The sequence below is a fragment of the Streptomyces olivochromogenes genome, from assembly GCF_001514115.1.
Lineage (GTDB): Bacteria > Actinomycetota > Actinomycetes > Streptomycetales > Streptomycetaceae > Streptomyces > Streptomyces olivochromogenes.
The window spans coordinates 176,637-201,085 of sequence record NZ_KQ948461.1 but is presented as its reverse complement, the minus strand read 5'-3'; the positions used below and the strand labels follow the sequence as shown (position 1 = coordinate 201,085).

20 protein-coding genes are annotated in these 24,449 nt (G+C 70.6%); 13 read left to right on the top strand and 7 right to left on the bottom strand.

Going from position 1 to position 24,449, the window contains the following annotated elements:
- Window positions 1-265 precede the first annotated feature (265 nt).
- The 6 genes from dnaK to trxA are packed head-to-tail and all read left to right on the top strand — an operon-like array spanning window position 266 to window position 7,156.
- Entirely contained in the window at window positions 266-2,170 is a 1,905-nt protein-coding gene (dnaK, locus tag AQJ27_RS28450) for a molecular chaperone DnaK (protein ID WP_067374819.1), read from the top strand.
- Between the two features lie 9 nt (window positions 2,171-2,179).
- A complete protein-coding gene (locus AQJ27_RS28445) occupies window positions 2,180-2,698 on the top strand; it encodes a nucleotide exchange factor GrpE (RefSeq protein ID WP_067374817.1) in 519 nt (172 codons plus the stop codon).
- A 6-nt stretch (window positions 2,699-2,704) separates the two neighbouring features.
- The gene (locus AQJ27_RS28440; RefSeq protein WP_067374815.1) at window positions 2,705-3,676 is read left to right on the top strand and encodes a DnaJ C-terminal domain-containing protein; all 972 of its coding nucleotides are present in this window, start codon (window positions 2,705-2,707) and stop codon (window positions 3,674-3,676) included.
- Window positions 3,673-4,068 (top strand): chaperone modulator CbpM, encoded by a 396-nt coding sequence (locus tag AQJ27_RS28435; protein ID WP_079065313.1) that lies wholly within the window; start codon window positions 3,673-3,675, stop codon window positions 4,066-4,068. Before AQJ27_RS28440 ends, AQJ27_RS28435 begins: the two co-directional genes overlap by 4 nt.
- On the top strand, window positions 4,059-6,701 hold the full coding sequence (gene clpB / locus AQJ27_RS28430) for an ATP-dependent chaperone ClpB (RefSeq protein ID WP_067374813.1): 2,643 nt from the start codon (window positions 4,059-4,061) through the stop codon (window positions 6,699-6,701). The genes AQJ27_RS28435 and clpB overlap by 10 nt, the downstream gene beginning before the upstream one ends.
- Window positions 6,698-7,156, top strand: coding sequence for a thioredoxin (gene trxA, locus AQJ27_RS28425; protein ID WP_235613726.1), 459 nt, complete (start codon window positions 6,698-6,700; stop codon window positions 7,154-7,156). The genes clpB and trxA overlap by 4 nt, the downstream gene beginning before the upstream one ends.
- Window positions 7,157-7,233: 77 nt before the next feature.
- On the opposite strand, the gene AQJ27_RS28420 is transcribed toward trxA, so the two are convergent.
- The gene (locus AQJ27_RS28420; protein WP_201264406.1) at window positions 7,234-8,034 is read right to left on the bottom strand and encodes a metallophosphoesterase family protein; all 801 of its coding nucleotides are present in this window, start codon (window positions 8,032-8,034) and stop codon (window positions 7,234-7,236) included.
- Window positions 8,035-8,102: 68 nt separating this feature from the next.
- Window positions 8,103-8,891, bottom strand: a complete 789-nt coding sequence (locus AQJ27_RS28415; RefSeq protein WP_096240219.1) for an IclR family transcriptional regulator — start codon at window positions 8,889-8,891, stop codon at window positions 8,103-8,105.
- A 106-nt stretch (window positions 8,892-8,997) separates the two neighbouring features.
- On the opposite strand from AQJ27_RS28415, the gene AQJ27_RS28410 reads away from it, so the two are divergent.
- From AQJ27_RS28410 to sthA, 4 genes are all read left to right on the top strand, one after another.
- Window positions 8,998-9,957: a 5-dehydro-4-deoxyglucarate dehydratase gene (locus AQJ27_RS28410; protein ID WP_067374807.1), complete on the top strand. Its 960-nt coding sequence runs from the start codon at window positions 8,998-9,000 to the stop codon at window positions 9,955-9,957.
- A 164-nt stretch (window positions 9,958-10,121) separates the two neighbouring features.
- Complete coding sequence (locus AQJ27_RS28405) at window positions 10,122-11,459, top strand: GntT/GntP/DsdX family permease (protein WP_067374805.1); 1,338 nt, start codon at window positions 10,122-10,124, stop codon at window positions 11,457-11,459.
- A 43-nt stretch (window positions 11,460-11,502) separates the two neighbouring features.
- Window positions 11,503-12,837 (top strand): enolase C-terminal domain-like protein, encoded by a 1,335-nt coding sequence (locus tag AQJ27_RS28400; RefSeq protein WP_067374803.1) that lies wholly within the window; start codon window positions 11,503-11,505, stop codon window positions 12,835-12,837.
- Window positions 12,838-12,919: 82 nt separating this feature from the next.
- On the top strand, window positions 12,920-14,323 hold the full coding sequence (sthA, locus tag AQJ27_RS28395) for a Si-specific NAD(P)(+) transhydrogenase (protein WP_067374801.1): 1,404 nt from the start codon (window positions 12,920-12,922) through the stop codon (window positions 14,321-14,323).
- A gap of 93 nt (window positions 14,324-14,416) precedes the next feature.
- On the opposite strand, the gene AQJ27_RS28390 is transcribed toward sthA, so the two are convergent.
- Together AQJ27_RS28390 and AQJ27_RS28385 are read right to left on the bottom strand one after the other, a co-directional pair.
- Window positions 14,417-16,987: an FtsX-like permease family protein gene (locus AQJ27_RS28390; RefSeq protein WP_067374799.1), complete on the bottom strand. Its 2,571-nt coding sequence runs from the start codon at window positions 16,985-16,987 to the stop codon at window positions 14,417-14,419.
- A complete protein-coding gene (locus tag AQJ27_RS28385; RefSeq protein ID WP_067374797.1) occupies window positions 16,987-17,757 on the bottom strand; it encodes an ABC transporter ATP-binding protein in 771 nt (256 codons plus the stop codon). The genes AQJ27_RS28390 and AQJ27_RS28385 overlap by 1 nt, the downstream gene beginning before the upstream one ends.
- A 357-nt stretch (window positions 17,758-18,114) precedes the next feature.
- Here AQJ27_RS28385 and AQJ27_RS28380 point away from each other — a divergent pair, with 357 nt between their 5' ends.
- Both AQJ27_RS28380 and AQJ27_RS28375 read left to right on the top strand, forming a co-directional pair.
- Window positions 18,115-19,419, top strand: a complete 1,305-nt coding sequence (locus AQJ27_RS28380) for a sensor histidine kinase (protein ID WP_067374795.1) — start codon at window positions 18,115-18,117, stop codon at window positions 19,417-19,419.
- Window positions 19,388-20,059 carry a response regulator gene (locus tag AQJ27_RS28375; protein ID WP_067374793.1) on the top strand — a complete coding sequence of 224 codons (672 nt, stop codon included), beginning with the start codon at window positions 19,388-19,390 and terminating at the stop codon, window positions 20,057-20,059. The genes AQJ27_RS28380 and AQJ27_RS28375 overlap by 32 nt, the downstream gene beginning before the upstream one ends.
- A gap of 83 nt (window positions 20,060-20,142) precedes the next feature.
- Here the strand turns inward: AQJ27_RS28375 and AQJ27_RS28370 are convergent, their stop codons facing one another.
- Window positions 20,143-20,757 (bottom strand): TetR/AcrR family transcriptional regulator, encoded by a 615-nt coding sequence (locus AQJ27_RS28370; protein ID WP_067375091.1) that lies wholly within the window; start codon window positions 20,755-20,757, stop codon window positions 20,143-20,145.
- Window positions 20,758-20,938: 181 nt separating this feature from the next.
- Between AQJ27_RS28370 and AQJ27_RS28365 the strand changes: the two genes are divergently transcribed.
- Complete coding sequence (locus tag AQJ27_RS28365) at window positions 20,939-21,709, top strand: SDR family NAD(P)-dependent oxidoreductase (protein WP_067374791.1); 771 nt, start codon at window positions 20,939-20,941, stop codon at window positions 21,707-21,709.
- Between the two features lie 354 nt (window positions 21,710-22,063).
- Here AQJ27_RS28365 and AQJ27_RS28360 read toward each other — a convergent pair whose 3' ends face one another.
- Window positions 22,064-22,960, bottom strand: a complete 897-nt coding sequence (locus tag AQJ27_RS28360; protein ID WP_067374789.1) for an RNA polymerase sigma-70 factor — start codon at window positions 22,958-22,960, stop codon at window positions 22,064-22,066.
- Window positions 22,961-23,182: 222 nt separating this feature from the next.
- Window positions 23,183-24,382, bottom strand: coding sequence for an NAD(P)/FAD-dependent oxidoreductase (locus tag AQJ27_RS28355; RefSeq protein WP_067374787.1), 1,200 nt, complete (start codon window positions 24,380-24,382; stop codon window positions 23,183-23,185).
- Window positions 24,383-24,449: the final 67 nt, after the last annotated feature.

Here is a 24,449-nt window from a genome sequence, read left to right as displayed (position 1 = left end):
CGCCACCTTTCGCCGCTTCTTGCATCGAACACCCCTGGGGGTGGCGCGTGCCGCGTGGCCTCCTGCACTCCCAGGGGGAGAGGAGGGGCCGAATTTCGCCCCGTCGGGAGCAGGCGTCGTCCCTCGTCCCGTAACACCCTGGCAAGGACGGAACCCACGACCCGTGTCCGCCCGCTGACGCCCGCGGACACGCGACCTCACCTGAAGACAACCGCCACAACCGGAGACGGGCGGACGCCGGGGGTGGCAGGCGAAGGAGTTCCTCATGGCCAAGGCAGTCGGAATCGACCTGGGCACCACCAACTCGGTGATCGCCGTATGGGAGGGCGGTGAAGCGACCGTCATACCCAATGCCGAGGGCTCGCGCACCACGCCCTCCATCGTCGCCTTCACCGACAGCGGCGAACGGCTGGTGGGTCAGCTCGCCAGGCGCCAGGCGATCCTCAACCCCAAGGGCACCATCTACTCGGCCAAGCGGTTCATCGGCCGGCACTTCGACGAGATATCCGACGAGGCCAAGGCGGTGGCGTACGACGTCGTCGAGGGCGAGGGCGGAGTCGCGCGCTTCAAGGTGCGCGACAAGCTGTACGCGCCGGAGGAGATCAGCGCGCTGGTGCTGCGCAAACTCGCCGACGACGCCGGCAAGCAGCTGGGCGAGAAGGTCACCGAGGCCGTCATCACCGTGCCCGCGTACTTCAACGACGCCCAGCGCCAGGCGACCAAGGACGCGGGGCGCATCGCGGGGCTCGAAGTACTGCGGATCATCAACGAGCCGACGGCGGCGGCGCTGGCGTACGGCATGGAGAAGAAGCAGCACGAGACGGTGCTCGTCTTCGACCTCGGTGGCGGCACCTTCGACGTGAGCATCCTGGACGTCGGTGACGGGGTCGTGGAAGTGCGCTCGACGGCGGGCGACAGCCACCTCGGCGGCGACGACTTCGACCGTCGACTCGTCGACCTGCTCGCGGACGGCTTCCAGAAGGAGAACGGGATCGACCTGCGCAAGGACCCACAGGCGCTGCAACGGCTGTTCGAAGCCGCGGAGAAGGCCAAGACGGAGCTGAGTTCGGTCACGCAGACGCAGGTCAGCCTGCCGTTCATCACCGCGGACGCCGCCGGCCCCAAGCACCTGACCGAGACGATCATGCGGTCCACGTTCGAGAAGATCACCGCCGACCTGGTCGAGCGGACCATGGAACCGGTCAAGCAGGCGATGGCCGACGCCAAGGCCAGCGCGAACGACATCGACGAGGTCATCCTCGTAGGCGGCTCGACACGCATCCCGGCCGTGCAGAACCTGGTCCGCCGGCTCACCGGCGGCAAGGACCCGAACATGAGCGTCAACCCCGACGAGGTCGTGGCGCTGGGCGCGGCGATCCAGGCAGGCGTACTCAAGGGAGAGGTCAAGGACGTCCTGCTGCTCGACGTGACGCCGCTGTCGCTGGGCGTGGAGACCCGCGGCGGGGTGATGACGAAGATCATCGACCGGAACACCACGATCCCGGTCCGCCGCTCGGAGACCTTCTCCACCGCGGAGGACAACCAGGAGGCCGTGGACGTCGTCGTCCTGCAGGGTGAGCGCGAGATGGCCGCCGACAACCGCGTCCTCGGCCGCTTCCAGCTGAAGGACATCCGCCCCGCCCCGCGCGGCGAGCCGCAGGTCGAGGTCATCTTCGACATCGACGCCAACGGGATCCTGAACGTCACCGCACGGGACAAGGACACCGGCAAGGAACAGACCATCACCATCAGCGAGGGCTCCAACCTCGACAAGGGCGAGGTCGAGCGGATGGTCCAGGAGGCCGAGCAGCACCGCGGCGAGGACCAGGCGCTGCGCGACGCCGTGGACGCCCGCAACGAACTGGACGCCGTGGCCTACCAGGTGGAGCGCCGGCTGAACGAGCTGGGCGAGACGGTGCCCTCGCACGAGCGGGCCCGGGCGGACATGCTCGTCGCCGATGCCCGTGAGGCGGTCCAGCAGGAGGCGTCCCCGGACAAGGCCAGGCCGCTGACCTCCGAGCTCCAGCAGGTGCTGGCGTCGCTCGCCCAGTACCAGGCGGGCGCGGCCGCACAGGCCCAGGCCGGCACCGGAACCGGGACGGAGGACACCGCGAGCGCCTCGGCAGCAGCCGGCGACGACGTGATCGACGCGGAATTCGACAAGAGCTGAGGAGCGGTCATGGCCACCGAGCAGGAGCCGATGACGCCCCCGGAACAGCCGGGCGAGACCCCGTCGTCCTCGCCGGTGCCGGAGGCGGACGAACAGACCGCCGCCCTCGACGAGATGCGCGACCGCTGGCGCCGCGCGCTCGCCGACCTGGACAACCTCCGTAAGCGTCACGCGAAGGAACTCGAACGCGTGCGGGCCGAGGAGCGCGCCCGCACCTCCGCGGCCTGGCTGCCCGTCCTCGACAACCTGGAACGGGCGCTGGCCCACTCCGACTCCGACCCCTCCGCCGTGCTGAAGGGCGTCGAAGCCGTACGCGACCAGGCGGTCGAGGTGCTGCGCGGCCTCGGGTATCCCCGCTACGAGGAGACCGGGGTGCCCTTCGACCCGACCCGGCACGAGGTCGTCGGAGTCGTCGACACCCCCGACGCCGAGCCGAACACCGTGGCCCAGGTGGTGAGCCCGGGCTACGGGGCGGACGGGAAGCAGTTGCGCCCCGCCTTCGTCGTGGTCAGCAAGCGGCAGGAGTGACGCCCCATGGCACGGGACTACTACGACGTGCTCGGGGTGCCGCGCACCGCGAGCGCGGAGGAGATCCAGCAGGCCTTCCGCAAGCTGGCGCGCCAACACCACCCCGACATCAACAAGGACCCGGGAGCCGAGGAGCGCTTCAAGGAGATCAACGACGCGTACAGCGTGCTGTCCGACCCCAAGACCAGGCAGCGCTACGACCGCTTCGGTGAGAACTTCCGGCAGATCCCGGAGGACTACGACGAGCGGGTGGCCGCGGGAGCGGGTGCCCGGGGCGGCTGGAGCGCGGGCGTCGGAGGGGCCGGAGGCGGCGGCGGACGTGGGGTGCGCTTCCGTACGGCGGACGGTGCCGACTTCGACGGCTCCGGCGTCGACTTCGAGGACCTGTTCGGCGGGATCTTCGGACGCGGCGGGGGCGCGGGCGGCAGCTGGGGTCCCGTGCCGGGCGCCGACCAGGAGGCCGAGATCCAGCTCAGCGTCGAGGAGGCGTACCGGGGCGGCAAGCGCGGCATCACCCTGGGCGGCCCCACCGGGCAGCGCACCTACGACGTCACCATCCCGCGCGGGGTGGTGGACGGGCAGCGTATCCGACTGGCCGGAGAAGGGGGCAGGGGCAGCCCCGACGCCCCGCCGGGCGACCTGTATCTGCGCGTGCGGATCAAGCCCGACGGGCGGTTCCGGCTGGAGGGCCGCGACATCCACGTGGTCCTCCCGGTGACACCGTGGGAGGCGGCACTCGGCGCGACCGTGCCGGTGTCCACCCCCGGCGGCACGGCCAAGGTCACCGTCCCCGCGGGCTCCTCCAGCGGCCGCCGGCTGCGGTTGCGCGGCGAGGGCATGCCCAACCCGCGGGGCGAGGACGGCAACCTGTACGCGGAGGTCCGCATCATGGTGCCGCCCGAGCCGACCGCCCGTGAGCGCGAGCTCTTCGAGGAACTGGCCGCCGCGTCCGCCTTCGACCCGAGGAGGCCCCGATGACCGCAGCCCCCCGTCCCGGCGGTGCGCACCGCCGTACCGCCACCCCGGTACCCCGGCCGGTCCTGAACATCGTGGTCCGCGCCGCCCCGCTCGGACCGGCCCATCGGCTCGGTCTCGACGCCGTCGCCACCCGTTCCGGTCTCCATCCGGAACTCGTACGCCGGTTCGTCACCCTCGGTCTCGTCGACGCCACCCGGGACGCCACCGGGCGACTGTGGTTCGAGCCGTCCGCTCCCGCCACCCTCGCCCGCATCCAACGACTACGGGCCGCGCTCCCCCTCAACTACGCCTCCCTGGGTCTGGTGCTCGATCTGCTCGACCGGATCAGTGAGTTGGAGGACGCTCTGAGGCGCAGCAACGCCGGCTCCAGGAGTGATGAATCGTGGATATGAACCGGCTCACCCAGAAGTCCCAGGAGGCGCTCCAGGAAGCGCAGACCCTCGCCGGCCGGCTGAACCAGACCGAGGTCGACGGCGAGCATCTGCTCCTCGCCCTGCTCGACCAGCCCGACGGCCTCATACCGCGGCTGATCGACCAGTCGGGCGCCGACACCCGGGCCCTGCGCACCGCGCTGAACGAGGAGTTGGCCCGCAGGCCGAAGGTGACGGGCCCCGGTGCCACCCCCGGGCAGGTGTACGTCACCCAACGGCTGGCGAAAGTACTGGACTTGGCCGAGCAGGAGGCCAAGCGGCTCAAGGACGAGTACGTGTCCGTCGAGCACCTGGTGCTGGCACTCGTCGACGAGGGGTCCCGCACGGCATCCGGCCGGCTGCTCAAGGAGCACGGCGTCAGCAAGGACGGGTTCCTGTCCGCGCTCACCAGGATCCGCGGCAACCAGCGCGTCACCTCGGCGACGCCCGAAGCGGCGTACGAGGCCCTGGAGAAGTACGGCCGTGATCTGGTCGCCGAGGCACGCAGCGGCAGGATGGACCCGGTGATCGGCCGGGACGCGGAGATCCGCCGGGTCATCCAGATCCTGAGCCGCAAGACGAAGAACAACCCCGTCCTCATCGGTGACCCGGGTGTCGGCAAGACCGCCATCGTGGAGGGGCTCGCCCAGCGCATCGTGCGGGGCGACGTACCCGACGGGCTGCGCGACCGGACGATCTTCTCGCTCGACATGAGTTCGCTGGTGGCGGGCGCCAAATACCGCGGCGAGTTCGAGGAACGACTGCAGGCCGTACTGAGCGAGGTCAAGGCGGGCGAGGGGCGCATCCTGCTCTTCATCGACGAACTGCACACGGTCGTCGGCGCGGGCGGCGGTGCCGAGGGCGCGATGGACGCCGGGAACATGCTCAAGCCGATGCTCGCGCGCGGCGAGCTGCACATGATCGGCGCCACCACCCTCGACGAGTACCGCAAGTACGTCGAGTCCGACGCGGCCCTCGAACGCCGCTTCCAGCAGGTGCAGGTGGACGAGCCGAGCGTCGAGGACACCATCTCCATCCTGCGCGGACTGCGCGAGCGTCTGGAGGTCTTCCACGGTGTGAAGATCCAGGACACCGCGCTGGTCGCGGCGGCGACCCTCAGCCACCGCTACATCTCCGACCGGTTCCTGCCGGACAAGGCCATCGACCTGGTCGACGAGGCGTGCGCGCGGCTGCGTACCGAGATCGACTCCATGCCCGCCGAACTGGACGAGATCACCCGCCGCGTGACCCGTCTGGAGATCGAGGACGCGGCGCTCGCCAAGGAGACCGACGCCGCCAGCCAGAAGCGACTCGACGAGCTGCGCCGCGAACTGGCCGACCTGCGCGCCGAGGCCGACGCCATGCACGCCCAGTGGGAGGCCGAACGCCAGGCCATCCGCCGGGTGCAGGAGCTGCGCCAGGAACTGGAGCACGTCCGGCAGGAGGCCGAGGAGGCCGAACGCAGCTACGACCTCAACCGGGCCGCCGAACTGCGCTACGGCAGGCTCACCGAACTCGAACGCCGCCTCACGGCGGAGGAGGAGGCGCTCGCCGCCAAACAGGGCGAGAACCGGCTGCTGCGTGAGGTCGTCACCGAGGACGAGATCGCGGAGATCGTCGCCGCCTGGACCGGCATCCCCGTCACCCGCCTCCAGGAGGGCGAGCGCGAGAAGCTGCTGCGCCTCGACGAGATCCTCACCGAACGGGTGATCGGCCAGGACGAGGCGGTCAAGCTGGTCACCGACGCGATCATCCGGGCCCGCTCCGGGATCCGGGACCCGCGTCGGCCGATCGGCTCGTTCATCTTCCTCGGCCCGACCGGCGTCGGGAAGACCGAGCTGGCCAAGGCGCTCGCCGCGGCGCTCTTCGACTCGGAGGAGAGCATCGTCCGCCTGGACATGAGCGAGTACCAGGAACGGCACACCGTCAGCAGGCTGGTGGGAGCGCCTCCCGGATACGTCGGCTACGAGGAGGGCGGCCAGCTCACCGAGGCGGTGCGCCGCAAGCCGTACTCCGTGGTCCTGTTCGACGAGATCGAGAAGGCCCACCCCGACGTCTTCAACATCCTGCTTCAGGTGCTCGACGACGGCCGCGTCACCGACTCCCAGGGCCGCACCGTCGACTTCCGCAACACCGTGATCATCATGACCTCCAACATCGGCTCGGCCCACCTGCTGGACGGGGTGACCGCCGACGGCGAGATCAAGCCCGACGCGCGGACGCTGGTGATGGGCGACCTGCGGAGCCACTTCCGGCCCGAGTTCCTCAACCGCGTCGATGACATCGTGCTGTTCAAGCCGCTGGGCATGACCCAGATCAAGCGGATCGTGGAGCTGCAGTTCAACGACCTGCGCCGACGGCTGGCCGAACGGCAGATCGCCGTCGAGCTCACCGACTCCGCCCGCGAACTCATCGCCGAGCAGGGCTTCGACCCCGTGTACGGAGCCCGGCCGCTGCGCCGGTACATCTCGCACGAGGTCGAAACAATGGTCGGCCGGGCGCTGATCCGCGGTGACGTGCAGGACGGTACGACGATCCGCGTCGACGCCCAGAACGGCGAACTCGTCGTCACCTACGGCGGACAGACCGCACCGGACGTGCGGAAAGCCGCGTGAGCGCGGTGACCACGAGTACGGGCACGAGCACGACGGTCGTCTGCGACCACTGCGGCCGCAAGAACCGGGTGCCGGCGGCGGCCGAGGGCACGCCGCGCTGCGGGAACTGCGCGTCCCCGCTCGCGTGGATCGCCGACGCCGGCGACGCGGACTTCGCCGAGGTCGCCGAACAGGCGAAGCCGTACGTCGTCGTCGACCTGTGGGCCACCTGGTGCGGGCCCTGCCGGATGGTCACCCCCGCGCTGGAGCGTGTCGCCCACGAACTCGCCGGGCGGGTCAAGCTGGTCAAGGTCGACATCGACCAGAACCCGCGGCTCGCCCAGCGGTTCCAGGTACAGGCCGTGCCGACGCTGCTGCTGCTCGACAAGGGAGAGGTGATCGCACGCAAGACGGGAGCGGCGCCCGCGCCGGCGCTGAAGCAGTGGGTGGAGGAGACCCTGACCGCCCGTCGCTGAACCGGGCCGCGCGAACGCGGGCCCGGCCCCGGCAGGGTGAACCCCACACGCGTCGCCCGCCGTCCGGCGCCCCGCCACTAGTCGGAGAAGACCCGCGCCTCCGCGTCCGAGGTGATCTCGGCCGGCGTGGGCGGGGCGTTCAGCAGGGCTGTGATGCGTTCGGCGGCGGGGTCGCCCGTCCGGGGCCCGGCGGCACGGGCCGCGTCGACGTCGTACGAGGTCTGCCGCAGCTCGACGTCCGGGCCGAGCAGGGCCCAGAAGGCGGTGCCCGGCGGGCCCTCGTGGAAAGGGAGCCCCACGCTGCCCGGGTTGACGCTGCGCCGTCCGGCGACGGTGCGGTCGAACTGGAGGTGCGTGTGCCCGGTGACGATCACCGCCTCCTCGACGTCCGCGGCCAGTTCCGCGAAACGCTCGGCAGGCGTGGCGGGTGTGACCAACTCCGTGTCACCGCGCGGCGATCCGTGGCAGAACCGCACGGGTCCCAGTCCGACGACGTCCACGACGACGCTGAAGGGGATCCCGGCGACGAACGCGACACTCGCGTCGGAGTGCTGCCGCGGCACCCACGCCTCACGTTCGGTGCTCGGCCGACGGACCCCGCGGTGAATGTCCACGACGGCGCGCTCCCCGTTGCCCCGGACGAACAGGGCCCGCGGCAGCCCGGCCATCAGCTGCACCGTACGGTCGGGTTCGGCACCCCAGGTCAGGTCTCCGCACGAGACCACCAGATCGACGCCGACTCCCTCGATCTCCGCCAGGACCGCGGTCAGCGCCGGCACGTTCGCGTGGACGTCGGAAACGACCGCGACCCGTCGCATGGGACCGTAGCGGCGCGTCGGCCCCTCCCAGGCCCCGGGGCCGTACAAGGTCGTGTCCATGATTGACGGTAACAACGGCGGCCGGTGCCGGACAGGCCGTTCCACCGAAACCGTCGCCACCGAACCGGTCAACGCCAGTCGGGAGCACCCGAGGCGGGCGACAGCAGGGACTCGATCTTCATCCGCGTCTCCCGCATGACGGCGACGATACGGGCCTCGTGCTCGCCGGTGAGCCGGGCCACCGGAACCGAGCAGCTGATCGCGTCGACGGCCGGCGTGTCGTAGCGCAGGGCGAAGCCGAAGCCCGCGATGCCGGACACCGTCTCCTCGCGGTCGATGGAGTAGCCGCGCTCCCGTACCTCCGCGAGGTCCGCGAGCAGGGAGGCCGACGCGGTGTGCGTGTTCTCCGTGAGAGCGGTCCACGGCTGCGCCGGAAGTGACAGCTCGCTGTCCGGACGCTCGGCGAGCAGGGCCTTGCCGAGGGCACCGGCGTGGGCCGGGACCCGGCGGCCGACCCGGCTGAGGGTGCGCGCGTACTCGTGGGACTCGCGGGTCGCGAGATAGACGACGTCAGCGCCGTCGAGGCGCGCCAGGTGAATGGTCTCCCCGAGCGCCTCCGAGGCTTCGTCGAGGTAGGGGCGGACCACCCGTACGTGCCGGTCGCTGTCGAGATAGCTGGTGCCCGTGAGCAGGGCACGGATCCCGATGCCGTACAACGAACCGGTGGTGTCGGCGCGCACCCAGCCGCGGTCGACGAGGGTCTGCAGCAACTGGTACATGCTGCTGCGCGGCACCCCGAGTTGCGCGGCGAGTTCGTCCAGCCGGGCCGGCCGGTCGCCCCGCCCGGCGAGCAGTTCCAGCAGCGCGACCGTGCGGGCCGCCGACTTCACTTCTCGCACACCACTGCTCTCCGGCATGGGCCCCATCGTAAATCCGGCCTGCCGCACCCATTGACCCCACGCGTTCACGAATCTAGCCTCCATCTTCATACATAGACGTCATCTGCATATGAGGACAGAGTTCATGACACGGTTCAGTGCGGCGGCCGAGGGCGTGGCCAAGCGACTGCGGGACGGCACGGTGGGCGGGGTGCTGTCCTTCCCGCTCACGAGCTTCCGGGAGGACGGCAGTCTGGATCTGGAGGCGTACCGGGCTTATCTGACCGCCCAGTTGGACAGCGCGCCGGGCGCGGTGTTCCCCGCCTGCGGTACCGGAGAGTTCTTCTCGCTGGACGAGGACGAGTACCGGGCGATCGTCGGGGCCACGGTCGAGATCGCCGACGGACGGCTGCCGGTCGTCGCGGGCATCGGCTACGGCTGGGCGCAGGCGCTGCGTTTCGCCCGGATCGCGGAGGAGGCGGGCGCGGACGCCGCGCTGGTACTCCCCCACTACCTGGTCGCCGCCCCGCAGGACGGGCTGGTGGAACAGCTCCGGCGGATCGCCTCCGGCACCTCTCTGCCACTCATCGCCTACCAGCGCGGTCAGGTCGCCTTCACCGCCGACAGTCTGCGCCGGATCGCGGAGATCCCCACGGTCATCGGCCTCAAGGACGGGCACAGCGACCTCGACCGCCTCCAGCGCCTCACACTCGCGGCGCCCGACGGCTTCCTCTTCTTCAACGGCGCCTCCACCGCCGAGATCCAGGCCCGCGCCTACGCCACCGTGGGCGTCCCCGCCTACTCCTCGGCGGTCCACGCCTTCGCGCCCGAGATCGCGAACGCCTTCTTCGCCGCCCTGCGGGACGGCGACGACGCCGGAGTGACCAAGCTCCTGCGCGACTTCTACGTCCCGCTCGTCGAACTGCGCGACCGGGTCCCCGGCTATGCGGTGTCGCTGGTCAAGGCCGCCGCCCGGCTGCGCGGCCTGCCGGTCGGGCCGGTGAGGGCGCCGCTCACGGATCCGGGTCCGGAGGAGGTCGACGCGCTGGCGAAGGTGCTCGACGACGGTCTGAGGGTGGTCGGAGCGGTACGGCGATCTGACTGACAGATGACAGATGACGTCATCTGTCATCCGTTACCTGTCACCTGTCACCTGTCACCTGTCACCTGTCACCTGTCACCTGTCACCTGTCATCCGTAATCCGTCATCTGCCCTCTGTCATCCGTCACCCGTCACCCGGTCCAACCAGTTCAAAGGGGAACTGAGACGTGCCGCTCCTCGTAGTCGGGATCAGCGTGCTGGTCCTGCTGCTGCTCATGACCAAACTCAAACTGAACGGCTTCGCCGCCCTGCTGCTGGTGGCGGTCGGCGTCGGTCTGGTCCGTGGGATTCCGCTGGAGAAGATCCCGGACGTCCTCTCGGAAGGCATCGGCGGCCAGGTCGGCGACACGATGCTCACCATCGGGCTGGGCGCGATGGTCGGCCGTGTCATGGGGGATTCGGGCGCCGCCCAGCGCATCGCCGGCAAGCTCCTCAACGCCTTCGGCCCGCGCGGCGTCCAGGTGGCCATGGTGGTGACGTCGATGCTCATCGGCGTGACGATGTTCTACGAGGTGGCGTTCATCATCATCGTGCCCATCGCGTTCACCCTGGTACGGGTGACCGGCGCGAAGCTGCTGTGGGTCGGGCTGCCGATGTCGATCGCCCTGTCGACCATGCACAGCTTTCTGCCGCCCCACCCCGGTCCCACCGCGGTGGCCGCGACCTTCCACGCGTCCGTCGGTCTGACGCTGTTCTACGGCCTGTTCATCGCCGTCCCGGTCGGCGCGCTGATCGCCCTGGTGTGGCCACGGCTGCCGTTCATCAGGGCGATGAATCCCTCGATCCCCCCGGGCCTGGTCAGCGAGCGGGTCTTCGAGGACGAGGAGATGCCCGGGCTCGGCTGGTCACTGGGCGTGGCCCTGTTCCCGGTGGTGCTGATCGCCGGTGCCGCCGTGACCGACATGGCCACGTCCGGTTCGAGCCCGTTCCTGCACTTCGTCGCCTTCATCGGATCCGCGCCGATCGCACTGTTGCTGACCCTGCTGCTGGCGGTCTGGGCGTTCGGCCCGCGCATCGGCCGGAGCCTCGCGGAGGTCAGCGCCTCCTGCAACTCCGCCGCCCAGGCGATGGCCATGATCCTGCTGGTGATCGGTGCCGGCGGCGCCTTCAAGAACGTCCTCGTCGAGGGCGGGATATCCGACTACATCAAGGACCAGACACACGGCTGGTCCATCTCGCCGATCGTCCTCGCGTGGCTCATCGCGGTCATCCTCCGGGTGGCACTGGGCTCGGCGACGGTCGCCGTCGTCACGGCCTCCGGCGTGGTGTTGCCGCTCCTGGCGGGCGGCGGGGTACACCCCGAGATGATGGTGCTCGCCGTCTGCTGCGGTTCGATCGCCTTCTCCCACGTCAACGACCCCGGATTCTGGCTGTTCAAGGAGTACTTCGACCTCTCGGTCGTCGAGGCGATCAAGGTCCGCACCACGTACACCACCGTGCTGGCCGTCCTCGGTCTGGGCGGTGTCCTGGCGGTCGAGTGGGCCCTCGACGTCCTCAGCCTCTGACCGCAGCCCCCCATCACCTCCGTACCCAAGGACTTTGAGACGCATGAGCAAGAGCCAGCCGACCGTCACCGCCTTCTCCGTCTACCCGGTCGCCGGCCGGGACTCCATGGAACTGAACCTCTCCGGCGCGCACGGCCCCTACTTCACCCGCAATGTCGTCGTCCTGACGGACTCCGAGGGGCGTACGGGTCTCGGTGAGGTCCCCGGCGGGGAGAAGATCACGCGGACGCTGCGGGATGCCGAGTCCCTGGTCGTCGGGGCGAAGGTCGGTGACTACAAGCGCGTCCTGCGCGAGATCGGTGACCGTTTCGCCGACCGCGACGCCGGTGGGCGCGGCGCCCAGACCTTCGACCTGCGGACCACCGTCCACGCCGTCACCGCGGTCGAGTCGGCGCTGCTCGACCTGCTGGGGCAGCATCTCGACGTACCCGTCGCGGCGCTCCTGGGCGACGGACAGCAGCGCGACTCCGTACGGGTCCTCGGCTATCTGTTCTACGTCGGTGACCCCGGCCGCACGGAACTGGAGTACGTCCGCGAGCCGGACGCGGCCGAGGACTGGTACCGGATCCGGCACGAGGAGGCCCTGTCGCCCGAGGCGATCGTCCGGCAGGCCGAGGCGACCCACGACCTGTACGGCTTCCGGGACTTCAAGCTGAAGGGCGGTGTCCTCGCGGGCGCGGAGGAGGTCAAGGCCGTACGGGCGCTCAAGGACCGCTTCCCCGAGGCGCGGATCACCCTGGACCCGAACGGCGCGTGGTCGCTGCGCGAGGCGATCGAGCTGTGTACGCCCCTGGTGGGCACGCTCGCCTACGCCGAGGACCCCTGCGGAGCCGAGGGCGGCTACTCCGGTCGGGAGATCCTGGCCGAGTTCCGCCGCGCGACGGGCCTGCCGACCGCGACCAACATGATCGCCACCGACTGGCGGCAGTTGACCCATGCCCTGGCGCTGCAGTCGGTGTCCATCCCGCTGGCCGACCCGCACTTCTGGACCATGCAGGGCTCGGTGCGCGTGGCGCAGCTGTGCAACGCGATGGGGCTGACCTGGGGTTGTCACTCGAACAACCACTTCGACATCTCACTGGCGATGGTGACGCACTGCGGGGCCGCGGCTCCGGGCGCGTACAACGCCCTCGACACGCACTGGATCTGGCAGGAGGGTCTGGAGCGCCTCACCGTCGAACCGCCGCGCATCGTCGGCGGGGAGATCGCCGTGCCCGACGCGCCCGGTCTCGGTGTCCGGCTCGACAGGGAGCGGCTGCTCGCGGCCCACGAGCTCTACCAGGAGAAGGCATTGGGGGCGCGTGACGACGCCGTCGGGATGCGCTACCTCGTCCCCGGCTGGGAGTTCGACGGCAAGCGTCCGTGTCTGGTGCGTTGAGCCACCCTCATTTCCGTCGTGGGAACGACTGTTGTCCATTCACCCTTCCGGGTGAGGACTTCGGCCTGACAGACTCCGGAGGGTGCGCGACTTCGACATGCTTGTCATCGGATCCGGCCCGGGTGGTCAGAAGGCCGCCATCGCCGCGGCCAAGCTCGGCCGCCGGGTCGCCGTCCTCGACCGCCCCGACATGGTCGGAGGGGTCTCCATCCACACCGGGACCATCCCCTCCAAGACCTTGCGCGAGGCGGTCCTCTATCTCACCGGCCTCACCCAACGCGATATGTACGGCCAGAGTTACCGCCTCAAGGAGGACATCACCGTCGCCGACCTGACCGCGCGCACCCAGCACGTGGTCAGCCGCGAGGTCGACGTCATCCGCAGCCAGCTGTCCCGCAACCACGTCTCCCTGTTCGCCGGCACCGGCCGTTTCGTGGACGACCACACGGTCGCCCTGGTCGAGGCGAACGGCAACGAGAAGCTGCTGACCGCCGAGCACATCGTGATCGCCACCGGCACCCGGCCGGCACGGCCCGCGAGCGTCGCGTTCGACGGACGCACGATCATGGACTCGGACAACGTTCTCAACCTGGAGCGGGTGCCGCGCTCCATGGTCATCGTGGGGGCCGGGGTGATCGGCATGGAGTACGCCTCCATGTTCGCGGCCCTCGGCAGCAAGATCACGGTGGTCGAGAAGCGGGCTTCGATGCTCGACTTCTGCGACGTCGAGGTGATCGAGTCGCTCAAGTACCACCTGCGGGACCTGGCCGTCACCTTCCGCTTCGGGGAGACGGTCGCCTCGGTCGAGCATCATCCCCGGGGCACTCTCACCGTCCTGGAGAGCGGCAAGAAGATCCCCGCGGACACCGTGATGTACTCCGCGGGCCGACAGGGTCTCACCGACGAACTCGACCTGGACAAGGCCGGGTTGTCCGCCGACCCGCGCGGCCGTATCAAGGTCGACGAGAACTACCGCACCGAGGTGCCGCACATCTACGCGGTGGGCGACGTCATCGGCTTCCCGGCGCTGGCGGCGACCTCGATGGAGCAGGGCCGTACGGCCGCGTACCACGCCTTCGGCGAGCCGGTGCACCCGATGCACGACCTCCAGCCGATCGGCATCTACACCATCCCGGAGATCAGCTTCATCGGGCGGACCGAGGACCAGCTCACCGAGGAGTGCGTGCCCTTCGAGGTCGGCATCTCCCGTTACCGCGAGCTGGCCCGAGGCCAGATCATCGGTGACTCGCACGGCATGCTCAAGCTCCTGGTCTCCCCGGACGACCGCAAGCTGCTCGGCGTGCACTGCTTCGGCACCGGGGCCACCGAGCTGATCCACATCGGGCAGTCCGTGATGGGGTGCGGCGGCACGGTCGACTACCTCGTCGACGCCGTGTTCAACTACCCCACGCTGGCCGAGTCCTACAAGGTCGCCGCCCTGGACGCCACCAACAAGATCCGCCAGATAGACCGCCTGAGGGACTGACCACCGCCGGGGCCCGGCGAGGCCCGTATCGAGGTCTGGCACGAGTGAGGCCCGGGATGCCTGTGAGGCACCCCGGGCCCGCTCACGCCGAGGTCATTCCTTCGCACCGATCGCCTCGACCGGCCGGATCCTCAGCAGCATCCGCGTCGGCAGCATCGTGCCCGCGGCCGCGAGGGCCGCCGTCGCGCCGGCGATCGCCAGGTAGCCGAGGCCGGTTACGGCCGGGATCGGGGTGCCGCTCACCGCCATCGACACGAGGACGAGCGGGAACGCGGAGAGCAGGGTCCCGATGCCCACCCCGGCCGCGATGACGATGACGCTCTCCCGCCGCATCATGCCCACGACCTGCCCGCGGGCCGTGCCGGACAGCCGCAGCAGGGCGAACTCGCGTCGGCGTGCGGCCGTGCTCATCGCCAGCGTGTTGACGACGGTGATCGCCGTGTAGGCGATGATCACGCCGACGACGAGGTAGTTGACCCAGGCGTTCGCCCGTTGCTCCGCGAGCTGGTCGTCGACGGCGAGGCCGTCCCGGAGCACCGTGCCGGGGTAGGCCGCGGCCAGGTGCGACAGGGCCTGGGTCAGGTCGGGTGCCGAGGGGGCGGAGCGTACGAGGACGGACTCGTCGACCTTGCCGGTGGTGTGGGCGAGCAGCAGGTCGTGGTCCATGGTCACGTCGGTGAATCCGAAGCCGCGTTCGTACACGGCGACGACCTCGGCCCGCAGCGGGGTGCCGTCGCCGAGGTGGAGCCGGGCGGTGTCCCCGACGCCGAGTCCGAGCCAGGAGGCCGTGGTGGTGCTGATCGCCACGGTGTTCCGCGACAGGGCCTTCATGTTCCCTTCCCGCGGCCGCAGATCGAGGGCGCTGCCGAGCGCCCGGGGATCCACGCCCTGCGCGCTGAGCGAGACGGACTCCTGGGCGCCCAGCATCTTGCCGAGGGCGACGACCTTGGACCTGACCAGTCCGGTGGCCGACGCCACCTGCTTCATGTCCCTCACCTTCTCGGCGAGTTCGGGTGACACTCCGGACGGCGCGGTGAGGACGTGGTCGGCGACGAGCCCGGCCCGCAGCTGGTCGGCCGACTCCCTGAGCCCGGTGGTCTGCGCGAAGACGACGGTCGACGAGAAGGAGACGGCGAGCACGAGCGGGGTGATCGCGCCGGCCAGCCGGGCCACGTTGGCCCGGGTGTTGGCCGCCGCGAGGTAGCCGGTGACACCGGTCCGGTTCAGCAGCGGGGCGAGCAGGCGTACGGCGGTACGGGAGACCAGCGGGCCGAGGACGGCGACCGCGACGACGAGGATGAGGACAAGGGCGTTGGCGAGCCCGACGAGGGTGAAGAAGTCGGCGTCCTGCGCCAGTCCGGTGACGAAGATCCCCGCGCACAGCACGAGCAGCACGCCGCCCGTGATCCGGCGTCCGCGGCCGAGCCCCGGGGTCTCCACGGCGGCCTCGCCGAGCGCCTCGGTGGGCCGGATCCGGGTCGCGCGATGCGCGGCGGACAACACCGCGACCAGCGCGGTCAGGACGGTGACGAGCACCGCCGCGAGGAAGGGCAGGGGACTGAGGGCGAGCCCGAAGTCCGACGGCACGATGCCGTGTCCGGCGAACCGGTCGCGCAGCCAGTACACGAGGAGCAGACCCGCCGGGCAGCCGACCACTCCGGCGAGCAGGCCGGTGGCGGCGGCCTCGGCGGCGACCATGCGCCGGATCTGGCCGGGAGTGGTGCCGATCGCGCGCAGCAGGGCGATCTCCCGGCGGCGGTGCCGGATCGACAGAGACGTGGTGGCGTACAGGACGAAGACGGCGACGAGCAGGACGTTGCCGCCGATCGCGGCCGCAAGGACGACGAGGTTGGAGCCGCTGACGGTGACGTCGAGGAACTCGGCCCGTCCGCGCCCCTCCCCGGTGTGCACGGCGAGGGTGTCGTCGTGGAGCACGGACCGGATGGCGTCGGCGAGTCGGTGCGGTGACGCGCCGGGCGCTGCGAGGACGCCGAAGGCCTGGACGGAGGCTTCGGGAACCGACTGGCGCAGGGTCGCGTCGGCCAGGAACACCACGGATCGGCGGGGGGCGCCGCCGTCCTTCAGGGCGACCAGTCCGGCGACCTGGAAGGTACGGGGCACCGAGGTGCTCATCAGGCGGATGTCGTCGCCGGGTCGGACGTGCGTCTGCGCGGCGAGTGCGGTGTCCAGGACGATCTCTCCGGCGGCGCGGGGCGCGTGACCGATGGTCAGCCGGAAGTCGCCGAGGCCCAGGCTCGACCAGTTGTGTGCCTCCACCCCCGTGCCGTGGTGTCCCGGCACCGGCTGACCGGCACCGGTCACCAGCCGCACCGGGGCGCCCACGTCCGCGATCACTGCCTTCACTCCGTCCACGCCGGTGATCCGGTCGGCCGACGAGGTCCGCAGCGGTACGCGTTCGGGCAGCGGCTGGGACTCGTTCACGGTCGATCCGTCGAGGTCCTTGAAGGTCAGTTCGACCTCCTGGCGGCCCGCGACGACGACGTCGGCCGCCGCGTACCGCTCGGCGGAGGATCCGGCCCGTATGCCCGACTCCAGCAGGATCCCGCACGCGCTCAGGACGGCGGCGCCCAGCAGCAGGGCGACGAAGGTGCCGACGAAACCGCCCTTGCGGGCCCTGAGCGTCAGCAGGGCGAGACTCAGCATCAGGCGGCCCTCCGCAGGCCGGCCATGACGTCCGCGACGCGGTCGGCGCTCGGCTCGGCCAAGGCGTCGACGAGGTGCCCCGCGCTCAGGAAGAGAGCCTGGTCGGTGTGTGCGGCGGCCACCGGATCGTGGGTGACCATGACCACCGTCTGATGCAGATCGGTGACCGCCTGCCGCAGCAGCCCCAGGATGTCCCGTGCGGTCTCCGGGTCGAGCGCCCCGGTCGGCTCGTCGGCGAAGATCACCTCGGGCCGGGTGACCAGGGCGCGTGCGATCGCCACCCGCTGCTGCTGGCCGCCGGACAGCTGGGCGGGGAAGCGCGCGAGCCGGTCGCCGAGGTCGACGGCCTTCACGATGTGGTCGAACCAGCCCTCGTCGACCTGCCGTCCGGCCAGCCGCAGGGGCAGCGTGATGTTCTGCTCGACGGTCAGCGAGGGCAGCAGGTTGAACGCCTGGAACACGAAGCCGATGTGGGTGCGCCGCAGCTCCGTGAGCCGTCGCTCCTTCAGTGCCGACAGGTCCTGTGCGCCCAGCCGGACCACGCCCAAGGTGGGCCGGTCGAGGCCCGCCGCGCAGTGCAGGAAGGTGCTCTTGCCTGATCCGGAAGGGCCCATCACGGCCGTGAACGTGCCGGGTGCGATGCCCGCGCCGACCTTGTCGAGCGCCAGGACGGCCGAGGGGCCGTCGCCGTACCGCTTGGTCACGTCCGTCAGCTGCACCGCGTACCGGCCGTCGGCCGGCCCGTCCGGTTGTTGGCCCCAAGACCGCACTGTGACTCCTCGACTTCTCACATTCCGACTGCTCGAATTGCGGCTTCTCAAGTTCCGGCTTCTCAAGTTCCGGTTACTGAAGTTCCGGCCTCTCGCACGGCGTTCCGTGAGAGGTGCTCCCAGTCCAGCGGCGGCAACGGGCCGCGGCCTCGGCCGCACCGTGGAACCGTGGTCTCCGCCGGTCGGGCGAGATCCCCGATGCCCTCCGCCATAGGGAGGAGGACAGGGTCTCCTCGCGCCGCCGGTCGCGCGGGGCGCCTCCTCCTTGCGGAGGATGCCGCCGCGGAGGAGACCGGCCACGCGCTCTCACCCCCAGGGCAGATCAGGGCACCGGGTGAGACGTCTAACGTGGGGCGCATGGACCTGATGGACTCGTTCGCCGGGCGCCGTGTGCCCCCGGCCGTCACCGACGCGGGTCTGGCCCTGCTGCTCATCGCCGGATGCGCGGCCACACCGCTGGCGATCCCGCCCGGCGGGCCCGAACTGCGTTCGCCGGACGCCTGGTTCCTGGTGCTCGTGCTGATGTCCGCGCTGCCGCTCGCCGTCCACCGCCACTCTCCGCTGCCCGCGCTGCTGGTGATGTCGGCGGCGGCCGCCGCGCTCCAGGGCCTGCAGTACATCCCGCAGCTCTCCGGGCCCGAGGGCACCTCCATCGGACCGACCTACGTGGGCGTGGCCACGGGCGTGTTCCTCACCGCCGTACGGTCCACCCCCCGTACGGCGACCCTGGTCGTGGCGGTGCTCATCCCGGCCGCGGCCGTCACCGAGTCGCTGCTCGCGCCGGCCGGGTACCGTGTCACCACCCTGCTGATCGAGACGGTTCTGCTGGTCGCCGCGTGGGCGCTGGGCCGGCTCTCCAGGGCGCGCGCCGCCATCCGGAACCAGGCGCTGGAACGGGCCGCGGCGATCGAACGCGAACAGGTCGCCAACGCGCGCGCCGCCGTGATGGAGGAACGGGCCCGGATCGCCCGCGAGTTGCACGACATCGTCGCCCACAACGTCAGCCTCATGGTGGTGCAGACCATCGCCGCCGACCGGGTCCAGGACCGCGACAGCGCCAAGGCCCACGAACTGCACGGCACCATCGAGGAGACGGGACGGGCCACCGTCACCGAGCTGCGCAGGCTCCTTGACGTGCTGCGGACCGACGAAGAGGCGGAGAGCGACCCGAACAAGGAACCGCCCCAGCCCACCATCGACGCCCTGCCGGCGCTCGTGGAGTCGGTGCGCGCCGCCGGTCTCCAGGTCGAGTTCGACACCAGGGGAACCCCCGCCGAGCTCCCGGCGGGTTCACAACTCGCCGTCTACCGCGTCGTACAGGAAGCCCTCACCAACACCCTGAAGCACGCCGGTCACACGCACACCGCGCTGACCGTCTCCTGGGAGCCGGAGCGGCACCGGCTCACCCTGCGGCTCTGCGACGACGGGCCGCGGCAGGGCGGCGAGACGGCGCGACCGCCCATGCCGGCAAGGGGTTCCGGTCACGGTCTGGTCGGTATGCGGGAACGGATCGGCGCCGTGGGCGGCTCCCTGCACACCGGCAACCGCCCGGGCGGCGGATACTGCGTCCACGCGGTCGTCCCGCTCCCCTCCCCCGAACCCGACCCCCAGCACGAAGGGCACTCCCCGCATGCAAGCCATCCGCGTCCTGCTGGTCGATGACCAGCCCATGATCCGGACGGGATTCCGGCTCATCCTCGAGGCCGAACCGGACATCGTCGTCGTCGGCGAGGCGTCGGACGGCGTGGCCGCCGTCGAGAGCGCCGAGGCCCTCACCCCGGACGTCGTCCTGATGGACATCCGGATGCCGCACATGGACGGTGTAGAGGCCACCCGCCGGATCGTGGGGGCGGGTTCACCCAGCCGGATCGTCATCCTCACCACCTTCGACCTGGACGCGCACGTCGTGGACGCCCTGCGCGCCGGGGCCAGCGGTTTCCTGGTCAAGGACGGTCCCGCCGACTCCCTGGTGGGCGCCATCCGTACGGTGGCCGGCGGTGAGGCCGTGCTCTCTCCGCGCGTCACCCACCGGTTACTGGACCGCTTCGCCCACCTCGCCGCGCCCGCGACGCCGACCGTGCCGACGGAGCTCGACGCCCTGACCGGGCGCGAACTCGACGTGCTGCGCGCCCTCACCCGTGGTCTGTCCAACGCGGAGATCGCGCTCGAACTCGGCGTGGGCGAGACCACGGTCAAGACCCACGTCGCCCACATCCTGGAGAAGTACCAGCTGCGCGACCGCGTCCAGGCCGTGATCCTGGCGTACGACTGCGGCCTGGTCGTCCCACGCGGAACGTCCTGACGAGGGTCCACGTGGAGCGGGCGCCCGGCGATCACGTGGCACGCCCGCGTGATCACCGATCGCGGGTACGGGGAGCGCCGCGGTCAGCGTGGGCCGGTCCGGTCGGCCGTCACGCGCAGGTACTCGATACCGGTGTCGAGCGCGGCCTTCAGGTGGGTCGAGTCGCCCGTGGACATCATCACTGAGACACCTCCCTGGACTCCGGCCAGCAGTGCGGCGGCCGTCGTGTCGACGTCGAGGGTGGGCGACACCAGGCCACGCGCCCGGAGCGCGCGCATGCCCCGGGCGAGTTGCTCCTGCCACTGACGCATCAGCTCGGCCACGATGGCCCGTGCGCCCGGCCGGGATCGCCCGACCTGGAGGAACAGGGACCCCAACGGGCACTGATCACCCTGGCGTTCATAGCGCTCCACGACCGCGTCCCGCCACTGGTACCAGGACTCCCAGGAGTCCAGGCATCCCAGATACGGCTGCTGGTCCTCCAGGACGCGGTCCGCCTCGAACTGCGCCACCGCCAGCAGGAGCTCGTCCTTGCCTTCGGGGAAGTAGTGAAAGAGCTGGCTCTTGCTCGTGGCGGTCCGGGCGCGGATGTCGTCGAGCGTGGTGAAGGCGACACCCCTTTCGCGCAGCACCTCGGCGGCACCCTCGATGATGCGGGCCCGCGTGGCCCGGCCTTTCGTGGTCGGCGCGTGCGACATGGCGTGCTCCTCCATCCCTGGACCGGAGAGTCCATTTTACGTCCTCGCAGGCGCCCGGACTGGACTTGCTGGTCCATTTTTGCCGATGCACAGTGGGTCACGCGGTTCAGCCCACTGGTGGACCGCCGTACGGAGCCGGTCGGCCTGCCCGGCCGCTGAGAGCGGGACGAGGGACCACATCATGGGTGAACGACTGCACGACAAGACCGCGCTCGTCACGGGGTCGACGAGCAATATCGGGCGGGCGATCGCCGAGGCGTTCGCCGCCGAGGGGGCCCATGTCATCGTGTCGGGGCGCGATCGGGAGCGGGCGGCCCAGGTCGTCGAAGGCATCCGCGCCGCCGGCGGGCGCGCCGACTTCCTCGTGGCGGACCTCGACGGCAGCGCCGAGGCCTCGCGGGACCTGGCCGAGCGGGCACGCAGGTCCCTCGGCGGGCACATCGACATCCTGGTCAACAACGCCGGCATCTACCCGGGCTCCGTCACCACCGCCACGGACGAGGAGACCTTCGACCGGGTCTACGCGGTGAACGTCAAGGCACCGTTCTTCCTGACCGCCGCCGTCGCACCGGCCATGGCGGAGGCCGGAGGGGGCAGCATCATCAACCTCGGGTCATGGGTCGCGCGCCTGGGTATTCCGGTCGGCGCGCTCTACAGCTCCACCAAAGGGGCCATGGAGACCCTCACCCGGGCATGGGCCGCGGAGTTCGGACCGCGGGGAGTGCGGGTGAACGCCATCTCGCCGGGCGTGATCCTCCCCCACACCACCGAAGGGAACGAACCGCACCCCGGCGAGATCATGATGAAGGGGACACCGGCCGGCGAAGTCGGCAGCCCGGACGCCATCGCGCGCGCCGCCGTCTGGCTCGCCGGTGACGAGGCCTCCTTCGTCCACGGATCGGTGGTGGACGTCGACGGCGGCCGCGTGGGTGCCGCCGTCATCGCCGCGTGAGTCACCGCACGCCCTTTCCCGTCGCTCCACGGCAAGCACCTTCACGTCCCGACCTGGTGTCCGTTGCTGGAGGCGCACGGGGCTGAACACGCATATCGGGCGCGGATGGTCGGGTCCGTCAAGGACAGCACCGGGCGCGGTGGGACGGCCCTGGAGTTCGCGGGGGCCGAGAGCGTCGGCCGGGTCCCGCACGGCACACCCCGCGCCGGACGCGCACCCGTAACCGCACCAGCGTGTGCGTCGCCGCGTCGGGTGCGCGGTTCCGTGGTCCGGATCGCCGCGTCGGACGCGGCACTTGATACCCGGGGGCTGTTCCGCCACCGGTCGGCATCGTCTTCATCGTCTTCATGGTCTTCATCGCAGGGTGAGCGGGGTCTCGGATGCGACGCGGGTCAGCTTCTCCGGGTTGCGGACGTAGTAGAGGCCGGTGATGCGGGCGTCCTCGACACGGATCGCCATGATGCCGTCGACCTCGCCGTCCAGGCGTAGGACGAGTGCCGGGTTGCCATTGACCACGGTGGGGTCACTGGTGAGCGTGCCTTCGGCCTTGCCGGTCCCGCCGACGATGAAGCGGATCACCTTCGCGGCACCGCTGATCGGCCGCAGCGCGGCCTGCTTGACGCCGCCGCCGTCGCTCACCAGAACGACCTCGGGGGCGAGCACGTCCATGAGGCCCTGCAGGTCCCTGGATTCGAACGCGCGCTGGAACGACTCCAGGGCCGCCCGGATCTTGCCCGAGGGGACCACCTCGCGGGGGCGGCGGGCATCGACGTGCCGACGTGCGCGATGTGCGATCTGACGGACGGCCGCGGGGGTCTTGTCGACGGCGGCCGCGATCTCGTCGTAGCTGACGTCGAAGACCTCGCGCAGTACGAAGACCGCGCGCTCGGTCGGCGACAGCGTCTCGAGCACGAGCATCATCGCCATCGACACACTCTCGGCGAGTTCGACGTCCTCGGCCACGTCCGGCGCGGTGAGCAGCGGCTCGGGCAGCCAGGGGCCGACGTACACCTCCTTGCGGCGACTCATCGAGCGCAGCCGGTTGAGCGACTGCCGGGTCGTGATCCGGACCAGGTAGGCACGCGGGTCGCGTACCTGCCCCAGGTCGACCTTGACCCACCGCAGCCAGGTTTCCTGGAGAACGTCTTCGGCGTCGGCGGCCGATCCGAGCATCTCGTAGGCCACGGTGAAGAGCAGGTTGCGGTGGGCGACGAACGTCTCGGTCGCCGTGTCGGTGACGTGGTCGCTCATATCTCGATTCCTCTCCTTCGCGGCCGACGCCGGTCGCCGAAGTCCTTCAAGCGTGCATCCACAGCCAGATCCTTCTCATGAGTAACTGTCCATACCCGTGGGTTTGTTGAGTAGTGATCAGGCGCCCTGGGCCCGGGGGGGGACGCCCGCGACAACGGGCGTCGCCGCACGACCTGCGGACCAGAACCGCTGACGCTCGGCCGGGCCGCCATGAGTGCCTGGCTAGGCAGCCCGTTCAGCGGTGGCCGGCGCCTCGCCGCGCTCGGTCCCCAGCAGTTGCCGGCGCTTGGCGTCCTTGGCCCACCAGGTGCGTGCACCGGGCTTGCGTGCCTCGTACGCCAGTTGCCAGGGGATGCCCTTGCAGATGAGCTCCTTGATCTTCGCGCCCGGGCAGCCGCCGAGGTAGAACCCCTTCGCGGTGTCATCCCTGCCGGTGAGCTGAAAGACGCCGGCGCGACGGCCCAGACTGATGCACTGACTGACGAACCCGACGTCGATGGGCGCGGGCTGCTCGCCCGCGAGTCGGCTGAGCACTGTCTCGGCGGCCTGCGGGCCCAGCTGAACCGCGGCCTGGCAGCTCATCCGGAACGGCAGGTCCGACGGTGCCGCCGAGTCCCCGGCCGCGACGATGCGCACGTCGTCCACGCTCGTCAAGGTCTCGTCCGTGAGCAGGCGGCCCAACGCGTCGGTGCTCAGTCCGCTGCGCGCGGCCAGGTCCGGCACACCGAATCCGGCGGTCCAGATGGTCACCTCGCTCGGCAACTCGCGGCCGCCACTGAGCCGTACGGCATCACGAGTCACCGCCGTCACCTTCGCGTCGGGTCCTTCGAGCACGGTCACACCGAGTCCGGCCAGCCGCTTGGCGACCGAGCGCCGACTCCGAGGGTGCAGGGAGGGGCCGAGCACCCCGCCGCAGACCAGGGTCACGGTGCGGCCCTCCTCCGCGAGTTCGGCGGCGGTCTCGATGCCGGTCGCACCGGCTCCGACAACGGTCACCGCGGCCGTTGCGGGCGCGGCCTCGACGACCGGTCGCAGCCGCTGGGCCTCCTCCAGGCCGGCGATCGGGTAGGCGAACTCGGCCGCCCCGGGCACCTGCGGGTCGGCGCTGCCACTGCCCACCGCGTAGACCAGATAGTCGTAGCCGACCGTGCCGCCGGTGGCCGACGTCACGCCGCGCTCGGCCGCGTCGATCCGGGTCACGGTGTCGACCACCAGCCGGACGCGCTCGCTCAGGACCTTGCGGTAGTCGACGACCGCGTCGTCGGACCCGCCCACCAGTTGGTGCAGGCGGATCCGCTCGACGAAGGTCGGGCGCGGGTTGATCAGAGTCACGGTCACGTCGTCGCGCTGTGTCAGGCGATTGGCCGCCATGACCCCGGCGTATCCGCCGCCGATCACGACCACATCGGTGTTCTCCGTCATGGTGTCTCCTTCGATTCCGGGGGTTCGGCCTCAAGACACCGCGGGATCGATCGCTGTGACAGCATGT